The sequence below is a fragment of the Microcoleus sp. LEGE 07076 genome (assembly GCF_015207455.1).
In the GTDB taxonomy this organism is placed as follows: Bacteria; Cyanobacteriota; Cyanobacteriia; order Cyanobacteriales; family Microcoleaceae; genus Microcoleus.
In genome coordinates this window covers 1-9,014 of record NZ_JADEWV010000221.1, presented here as the reverse complement: position 1 = coordinate 9,014, position 9,014 = coordinate 1, and the positions used below count along the sequence as shown (strand labels likewise).

Annotated in this window: 6 protein-coding genes; 1 reads left to right on the top strand and 5 read right to left on the bottom strand. The window is 46.2% G+C overall.

Annotated features, from left to right (window positions below):
• Positions 1-473: 473 nt before the first annotated feature.
• The 5 genes from IQ270_RS25115 to IQ270_RS25095 form a co-directional block, all read right to left on the bottom strand.
• On the bottom strand, positions 474-1,538 hold the full coding sequence (locus tag IQ270_RS25115) for a hypothetical protein (protein ID WP_193975899.1): 1,065 nt from the start codon (positions 1,536-1,538) through the stop codon (positions 474-476).
• Positions 1,539-1,866: 328 nt separating this feature from the next.
• Positions 1,867-2,529: a hypothetical protein gene (locus IQ270_RS25110; protein ID WP_193975898.1), complete on the bottom strand. Its 663-nt coding sequence runs from the start codon at positions 2,527-2,529 to the stop codon at positions 1,867-1,869.
• Between the two features lie 68 nt (positions 2,530-2,597).
• Complete coding sequence (locus tag IQ270_RS25105; RefSeq protein WP_193975897.1) at positions 2,598-2,789, bottom strand: hypothetical protein; 192 nt, start codon at positions 2,787-2,789, stop codon at positions 2,598-2,600.
• A 268-nt stretch (positions 2,790-3,057) separates the two neighbouring features.
• A complete protein-coding gene (locus tag IQ270_RS25100; RefSeq protein ID WP_193975896.1) occupies positions 3,058-4,083 on the bottom strand; it encodes an ABC transporter permease in 1,026 nt (341 codons plus the stop codon).
• Positions 4,084-4,328: 245 nt separating this feature from the next.
• Positions 4,329-4,673 (bottom strand): hypothetical protein, encoded by a 345-nt coding sequence (locus tag IQ270_RS25095; protein WP_193975895.1) that lies wholly within the window; start codon positions 4,671-4,673, stop codon positions 4,329-4,331.
• 618 nt (positions 4,674-5,291) lie between these two features.
• Between IQ270_RS25095 and IQ270_RS25090 the strand changes: the two genes are divergently transcribed.
• Entirely contained in the window at positions 5,292-8,696 is a 3,405-nt protein-coding gene (locus IQ270_RS25090) for a PAS domain S-box protein (protein ID WP_193975894.1), read from the top strand.
• The last annotated feature ends 318 nt before the right edge of the window (positions 8,697-9,014 follow it).

Sequence of the window (9,014 nt, the reverse complement as noted above, 5' to 3'; positions counted from 1 at the left end):
CTCCGTCTTCGCCTTCCCAATTCTCTTAAAATTCTCTGCGCTACAGCGAGGGTTTCGTACCAGTATTTCATCTTAATTTTGTTAGCATTGTGATTGTGGAGAATCAAAAATTAAAGTTAATAGTTTATGATACAGTCATGTGATAAGCTTGTCAAATAAAATCAATTTCGGTTGTACTGGAATGATGTTGACTGTTGACTGTTTAAACAATACCGATGCAGCCTGAAACGATATAACAGTACAAAATATACACAATTCAATTAATATCAACGGATTGCTGAAAAAACGGAGAAGGCAAGGGAACAGAGGACACGGCAGTGCCGTTTCCTGATTTCTGGTAATGGGTAAAATCAACTGGATTGGATGCTGAAATTACCCTCACGAGTCTTCTCTTGATCTAACGATTGACAACATGGCTATTTAGGAGACGGCAATGCTGTTGCTGTTTCCTGCCATAAAATCATTAATTATTGTTACTTAATCCTAAAGTTCTTGCCTCTGTAGCATCCTTGAAAAGAAGTTAAACTGGTGCGGTTTATCTGTTCCAATTTAGTCACCAGCGAGCGAGGATCGCTACTTTCTGGGGTAGCACTCCACTTGTAGATAAAGTCGCCGAGAGACTCTCCGGTTTTTTCGTAGCTGTGGTCTTCAATTGGAATTCCTGAAACGCCGGAAACGGTTTGGTTGTGGTATCCGTTAAGGATGATTTTTTCGATGACTGCACCCGGTTCTGCGGTAATGTTCCACTGCACCGGTTCGTAGGCCGAAAGTGCGAGAATTATTGGCTTGTTTCGGGGTTCTACTTTAATTTCGATCCTCTTCGAGGGCTTCGCTAACGCACTTTTTGACAAATCTCGGTTCCCGTGTTCGGCATTAGCTTCGTAAACGCCGATTAAGTGAAGTTCTTTATTTTTGCTTGAGGAAGCGGCATAAGTGGAAAAATCGTCGGAACCGCCAATTCCGCAGTTAGCGCCCAAACTAATTGGGGAAGTAAAAGCTGTTTTTTCGGCTAGTTTTTGCTGCACTGCCGGCAATACCCACAATCCGGTTCCGACTCCTAAAGCACCTATCAAAGCGGCGGCGATTCCGAAAGGAATGGCATTTGTTAGTTGGCGAACAACTGGTGTTGCTGTTAGTTGAGATAGGGTTTGCTGCCAATTTTGACTGGTTTGCCGATCGCCCTTGCCGCCGTCGAGACAAGCTAACAAAGCTAAACTTTCCGGTTGTTCTAGCAGACTTTGGACTGATTTGGCTTCGCCTGCGTAGAGATTTCTAGTTTGTCTGTCTAAAAGCAGCCAGTAGCGATCGCCCTCGCCGAAGTTGTATTCTCCTACAGCAGGCTGAACTAAATCGTGCTGCAAAAACACCAGCCAAGCCATATTATTACCAGTGCCGACTATTTTGCCATCGCTGCAAATAATGTGGTCGATCTCGGGTTCCCACCCCCAAGCTACCCAGCGGCTGTCTCCTCGATAGCCGAGGGATTTTTCTAGTTGGCGATGAGCGGTTATTTCTAGTCGTTGAACTAAGTTTGACACTATATTGTCTCCTGAAGTGCGATCGGGTCTAGAGGAGTTTTGTGAGAATCTAACACAAATATTTTGCTCGTGGAGAGCCTCCGAGTAATCTGGTTAATTTGGTCTCGCCAATAACTGGTTCCCCTGTTTTGAAAAAATGCTTTGCTGATAGCGCCTACAAGTTCTTAGCTTAACTTTTATTTCGCTGCTCTGCTACAGAATATCGCGATCGCACCTGACATCAATATTACACAGCCAGATAAATATGTTGGGTTTCTCTAAAGTAAACTATCGCCCAAAAAAGAACACATTTCAGAGAAACCCAGTTTCTGTGGCCGTGGCGCTTGGCTTACTGACGGGGGCCGTCAATCGCATCTCTAGTCGGTGCAACACCTCCCGGGCCAAAGGAACTCGGCGGCACTCTCGGAAGATTGAGATTGGGATTGGGAACTAAACCGCCGTTGCTGTCGCCAGCATTTCCACCTGTGGGAGACAGAGGGCTATTAGGAGTAGTATTCGGCGAAGTTCCCGGATTCAGATTGTTCGGAGTAGTATTCGGCGAAGTTCCCGGATTCAGATTGTTCGGAGTAGTATTCGGCGAAGTTCCCGGATTCAGATTGTTCGGATTGTTCGGATTGTTCGGAGTGTTCGGATTGTTGGGATTTGCAGTCCCCGCAGGGGTAGTTATCGGAGTGCCGGCACCATCTCTGGTGATGCTGTTGGGGTTTGGGGCGGCCGCCGGATTGCCTGCATTGGGGTTATTTGCAGGAGCATTGGCGGGGTTCCCGAAAGCCGGATTAGTGTTTTGGGGAGCGACGTTGGTGCCGCACAAGCTCACTAAATCAAAAGTTGTACCGCTTGGGGTTTCGATGAAGCAAACCGGCACGTTTACTCGCGGGTTTGAGGCTCTGGGAAAGTCGGCTGCTCCCAGCATCGGACCGCTAAAGGCAGCTTCAGCCATTAGCGGGGTCAAAGCAGCCGATAGAGCGACTGTTATTGGCAATAATTTCATCAGTGTTTCCTCAAATTTTGCATTTTATTTGCTCCAGTATTGCCGATAAACTGCAAAATGTCCTGAGCCTAAAAGCCGATTTTTTCGATCGCTTCTGAGGTGGCTAATCCTGGCTGCAACATTTGGCGCGCGCAGAAAGTACAGGTAGAAAAAGCTGAGAGTCCCGCAGTTGCATCCTCTAACAAAATCATTTGACTCCCGTACCCGTCCTCTGAGGACTCTCGAAATACGTGAAGTTGGCGTTGGTTGATATCTAGCACCCAAAAACTGACTGTTGGCTGTTGACTGTTGGCTGTTGACTGTTAACTGTTGACTGTTGACTGTTAACAACTATAGCCTTTCTCTAAAAGGTGAGGTACCAGTTTTGCCATGAAAAGCTTTACACTCTAAAGGTTGCAGCATACTTCGGCATACCTCATCTTTCGCTTGAAAGGCTATAACAACTAACAACTAACAACTAACAACTAACAACTAACAACTAACAACTAACAACTAACAACTGCCAACTAACAACTAACAACTGACTATTTAATACCGAATGCGCGGGTCAACGTAAGCGTTTAAAACATCAATTGCAATGCTAGCAATTACCACAATCCCTGCAAAAAATACCACAATACCTTGAACAGTTGGATAATCCCGCAAACTAATCGCTTCGTAAAGACGATTTGCTAGCCCCGGCCAAGAAAAAGTAACCTCCGTTAAAATAGCACCGCCCAACAGTGCCGCAAAAGTTAATCCCAAGACAGTAATCACCGGAATCAGCGCATTTTTCAGAGCGTGAGCCCATAAAATCTGCAATTCAGGAATGCCGCGAGCTCGGGCTGCTTCGACATAATCTGCTTGCAAAGTTTGCTTCAGATTCACCCTGACAATGCGCTCAAAAATGCCGCTCAAAAGAATTCCCAGCGTCAAACTCGGGAGTGCCAAATAATGCAAACTTGTGAGAAACTGACCTGGGTTAGCGCTCAACAAACTGTCAATTGTGTACAGTCCCGTGTAACCTTGGGGGGCTGGAAATGTCACCGGAAAGCGGGTTCCCAAGGGAAACCAGCCCAACTGCACTGCAAAAATCAACTGCAATACCATGCCGGCCCAAAAAGCTGGTAGCGAGTAAGTGATAATGCCAAACAAACGGCCTGCTGCATCGAAAATAGTGTTGGGGCGTGATGCTGCGAGGGAACCGATAGTGATGCCGACAATTAAAGCTACGGCCATGCTACAAACTGCTAATTCGACTGTAGCGGGGAAATAGTCTCCGATAATTTGCCAGACGGTTTGTCCGCGAGTGGTGATGGAGGTTCCCAAGTCCAGACTGAATAAGTCTTTCATGTAGTTGAAATATTGCTCCGACAGGGGTGCGTCGAGGCCGAGTTGGGTTCGCATTGCTGCTTTGGCGGCTGCGGGAGCTCGCGAGCCGAGAATCGCGTCTATGGGGTCGCCTGGAGTGGCCCGCAGCAACAAAAATACTGCTGTGGTGATTGTCCACAACATTAGCGGTGCTAGGAGCAAGCGGAGAAAGATATAAGATTGCAGGGCTTTGGAACGAGACATAAGATTTGGTTGTTAGTTGTGTTATTTGTTAGTTGTTAGTTGTTAGTTGTTAGTTGTTAGTTGTTATTTGTTAGTTGTTATTTGTTATTAGAAATTGGTAATTGAGCAGAATCTTATCCTTCTTTTTGATAAAGTTGGACGTTCGATCGAGGGGCAGCACTAATAACCAACAACCAACAACAACCAACAACTAACAACTAACTAATAACAACTAACTAATAACTTCTTACCCATTACCGATTTTCCTATTCGCCTAGCAGCGATTCAAATGCGGCTTGCAAAGACTTGATATCGCCTACTCTGGCGACTAACAAGTTTTCGCTGCCGGCATCCTGCAACCTGTGCTTCCAATACTGGATGCTCTCGGAGTTGTTCATCCAGAAATTTATCACCGTGTTTACTACTCGATCGACATCCCAGCCGCGATAGGGAGAAATTATTTCCACGGATGCCACAAACGAATCGAGGGTACACTTGCGGTTTCCCAAATATTCTACACCGGACGGCTGCTGTTGTTGCAGCAATTGCTGCTGCTGGTTGAAAAATGATAAGGTTGGTGATACGCCTAGGATTTCAAATGTATAGTTCATGTCATCCTCCAGAAGTATTGTTTTGCTCAAAGGTCGATCGTCCGGAGACAGCCAAATACACTTGACTTTGCTGCCCACGAACGACTGCAGATGGTTTTATTACAATCTTTTTGTGCGATTTGGATTTTGCCCGCTGATTTTATTAATAGCAAATTTTTTAATAGATGATTGTCAAATAACTTACATTTGTCATAGTTTTGTAGAAAAATCTAATTTTAAATTTTTATTGAGCATCGGTAAGGCTGGCGATCGGCATCCGGAAAAAGTGAGAGAATTTGAGAAGATTCGATTTGAGATTAAATAACTCGGACTCACGGATAAGTTAAGGGTGCTTCGGGGCTTGGCTGTAGTTCTATTGTTTTTGACCGATGTCAGTTTTTTGCCCGCAGTGCCCGATCGCGACCACGGCCTTCACACAAGTAGCAGCAGAATAATATTATAATTTTTAAAAGTAGCGCTTGAAACCTTAGCCCAGTTTTGAACCGCCGATGGCGGCACTTCACTATTGGCGTGCAACTTTGTATATAATATCTCGGGCATCTTTTAAACGACAAACGATACCAAAACCGGGTAAGCGCAACAAAATTGATGTTATTGAAAAGTTTGAGCAGCAGTCTGATGAAAAGCTCGCCAAAGATGTCACTGAGCCTGGTTTTGTTGATCCCCCTGGTGGTGCAAATCTCCGTAGCAGTCGGGGTGACAGGATGGCTGTCGTTTCGCAACAGCCAGAAAGCCGTCAACAACCTGGCTACCAGGTTGAGCTTTGAAGTCGCAGCCCGGACTAAAGAAAATTTCCGCAGTTTTGGGGATGTGTCTCACCTGTTCCTACAAATGAATACTGCTGCAATCGCCTCGGGAAACCTAGACCCTGATGACTTCCCCAACTTAGAGCGCTATTTGTGGAACCAGACCAAGCTGAGCGATCGAACTACAACCATTTACTACGGCGACGAACAAGGTAAATTCCTGTTGCTCAAACGCGAAGCAGAAAAGTTAGTATACATCAGAGACGAATCAACTGCTCCCGACCGCCAAATTTATCGCCTCGACAGCCAGGGAAATCGCACTGAGTTAATCAAAACCGCCCCCTACGACCCCCGTACTAGACCTTGGTACAAGGCGGCCAAAGAGTCAGGAAAAGCGACTTGGTCTCCAATTTACGTGTTCAACGCATCGCCAGTTCTGGGGATTACGCCGGTGATGCCCATCTACAGCAAAACGGGCAGCATCCAGGGAGTTCTGGCAATTGACTTGACTCTTTCTCAAATCAGCGATTTTCTCAAAAGCATCAAAATTAGCCCGTCGGGACAAGTTTTTGCGATCGAGCGCAGCGGGGAAATAGTCGCCAGTTCCACAGACGAACTGCCCTTTGTCAACAGCAAAGACGGACAAAAACGGCTGTTGGCAACACAAAGCAAAAATTTGCTAGTTCGATCGGCATCGACATACTTGCAAAAACAATTTGGCAGTTTCACACAAATTAACAGCCAAGGACAGTTTACCTTCGATCTAGACGGCGAACGTCAGTTCGTTACAGTTGCTCCCCTGCAAGATGGCCGCGGCCTCGATTGGCTGATTGTAGTGGTCATCCCGGAAGCCGACTTTATGGAGCAAATTAACGCCAGCACTCGCACCACTATCTTATTGTGCTTTTTTGCCTTCATAGTGGCGATCGCCCTCGGAATCTTCACATCTCGCTGGGTTGTCCAACCGATTACCCGACTGCTGGAAGCATCCAAAGCATTAACAAAAATGTCCGAATCCTCCGACTTCACATCCTCGGAATTAGGGGGCGAAGTCGAAGTCAAAGGCGTTAACGAACTCGGACTCCTCGCTCAGTCTTTTAACCAGATGGCCAGACAATTGCGATCGTCTTTTCTCGCCCTCGAAAAAACCAACTCCAGTTTAGAACAGCGAGTAACAGAACGCACTGCCGAACTCGAAGCCACCGAAGCAGAATTGCGGGCTTTGTTTGCAGCCATGAACGAATTAATTATAGTTGTGGATGCCACCGGACGCTACTTAAAAATCGCCCCCACAAATATGTCTCTGCTCTACAAACCATGCGAAGAATTAGTAGGCAAAACAATCGGAGAAGTGTTTCCACAAGCTACAGCCGACTATTTTTTAAACCGCATCCGAGCAGCTTTAGATACTCAACAAACAGTCAGCGTCGAGTACGATTTAACTATTGACAGCTGCGAAGTTTGTTTTGCCGCCAGTATTTCACCGCTCTCAGAAACATCCGTAATTTGGGTGGCCCGCGACATTACCGAAAAAAAGCGAGCCGAATCCCAGCAGCGGATGAGGCAAAAACAATTGCTCAAACAAAATACGGTTTTGGTAGAATTGGCAAGAAATAAAGTGCTATATCGAGGCGATTTGCAAGTAGCTTTGAGGCAAATCACCGAAGCCGCTGTTCGTACCTTAGACACAGAAGCAGCCGCAGCGTGGTTGTACGACGAAAGCCGATCGAAACTCGAATGTCTCGACCAATTTAGGCGCAGCAACAACCAGCATTTCCAAGGCATCCAAATCGCCGCGGCAGACTATCCAGCTTATTTTAAAGCTTTGGAGGAATACCGGACGATCGCAGCCGACGACGCTCTGTCAGATACTAGAACCAGAGAATTTGTGACATCTTACTTTGCAGAAAGTAACATCACATCAACCTTAGATGCGCCGGTGCGGCTGGGAGGACAAACAGTGGGAGTCATTTGTATCGAACAGGTGGAAACTCCTCGCCACTGGACAGTAGAAGAACAAAATTTTGCTGCTTCCCTCGCAGATTTGGTATCATTGGCGATCGAAGCTAGCGATCGCGATCGGACACAAACCGCACTGCGTCAAGCAGAACAAAAATACCGCAGCATCTTTGAAAACGCAGTCGAAGGCATTTTTCAAACAACCCCAGAAGGCCGCTTCTTGAGCGTAAATCCAGCTTTAGCCCGCATCTACGGCTACGCAAGTCCCGAAGAATTAATCTCAAATCTCACAAACATCAGACAACAAGCTTACGTCAATCCCCAGCAGCGCGAAAAGTTTATGCGAGTGATGAAAGAATTCGGACAAATTTCCGGCTTTGAGTCAAAAGTCTACCGCGTTGACGGCAGCGTAATTTGGGTTTCCGAAAGCGCCCGTGCAGTGTGCAACACCGACGGCGAGGTACTCTACTATGAAGGCAGCATCGAAGATATTAGCGATCGCAAAGTCTTTGAATCCGCCTTGCAACTCGCCCTAGAAGCAGCCGAAGCCGCTTCCACCGCAAAAAGCGCATTTTTAGCAAACATGAGCCACGAACTGCGAACACCCCTCAATGCCATCATCGGCTACAGCGAAATGCTCCAAGAAGAAACCGAAGAATTGGGCTACGACGAACTCACCCCAGACTTAGACAAAATCCGCACATCCGGCCGACACTTGCTATCGCTAATCAACGACATTCTCGACATCTCTAAAATCGAAGCCGGCCGCATGGATCTTTACCTAGAAACCTTCGACATCACCGCCTTGATTCAAGAAGTCGCCGACACCGCCACCCCACTAATTGAAAAAAACAGCAACACTCTCAACCTGCACCAAATCAGCAATATCGGCACAATGCACGGTGACATTACCAAAGTCCGACAGATTTTATTAAACTTGCTCAGCAACGCCGCCAAATTCACTCAAAACGGTACAATTACCCTCACCGCCAGCCGAGAAAACGCTGACGACATCAGCGAAGCAATACCAGAAAACAATTCAGAACCTCCTGAAAATTCTCCACCATCAAATCTTTGTAAAGAATTTTTAGTTTTCAATTGTACAGATACAGGAATTGGCATGAATCCAGACCAAGTGCAGCACATTTTTCAACCATTTACCCAAGCAGACGCTTCTACCACCCGCAAGTACGGCGGCACCGGTTTGGGACTAGCAATCAGCCAGCGTTTTTGCTTAATGATGGGCGGCAATATTTCAGTAAAAAGCCAGGAAGGTGTGGGTTCTACTTTTACCATCCGCTTACCTGTTAATCTTTAAACAAACAATTGGTTATTGGTTATTGGTTATTGGTTATTGGTTATTGGTTATTGGTTATTGGTTATTTGTTATTTGTTATTTGTTACATCGTGTTTGGTGAATTGATCGTAATTCCGTCGGCACGGGTTTTACAGATAATTTATGACTGCAACAGACAATCTCGCAAACCCGCCCCCACCTACCAATAAATACAAACCTACATTTTCGGATTCGAGGCAAATTTCAGGTTGATGTGGGTTATCGGTTGTGGTTGCATCGGAATGATTTAACCGCAGAGAGCGCAGAGAACACAGAGGAAGACAATAGAGAGATGAATGC

What these genes read in the sequence shown, in the direction of transcription:
- IQ270_RS25110 (WP_193975898.1), bottom strand. Translation starts at nt 2,529, where the DNA reads ATGAAATTATTGCCAATAACAGTCGCTCTATCGGCTGCTTTGACCCCG.
- IQ270_RS25100 (WP_193975896.1), bottom strand. Translation starts at nt 4,083, where the DNA reads ATGTCTCGTTCCAAAGCCCTGCAATCTTATATCTTTCTCCGCTTGCTC.
- IQ270_RS25095 (WP_193975895.1), bottom strand. Translation starts at nt 4,673, where the DNA reads ATGAACTATACATTTGAAATCCTAGGCGTATCACCAACCTTATCATTT.
- IQ270_RS25090 (WP_193975894.1), top strand. Translation starts at nt 5,292, where the DNA reads ATGAAAAGCTCGCCAAAGATGTCACTGAGCCTGGTTTTGTTGATCCCC.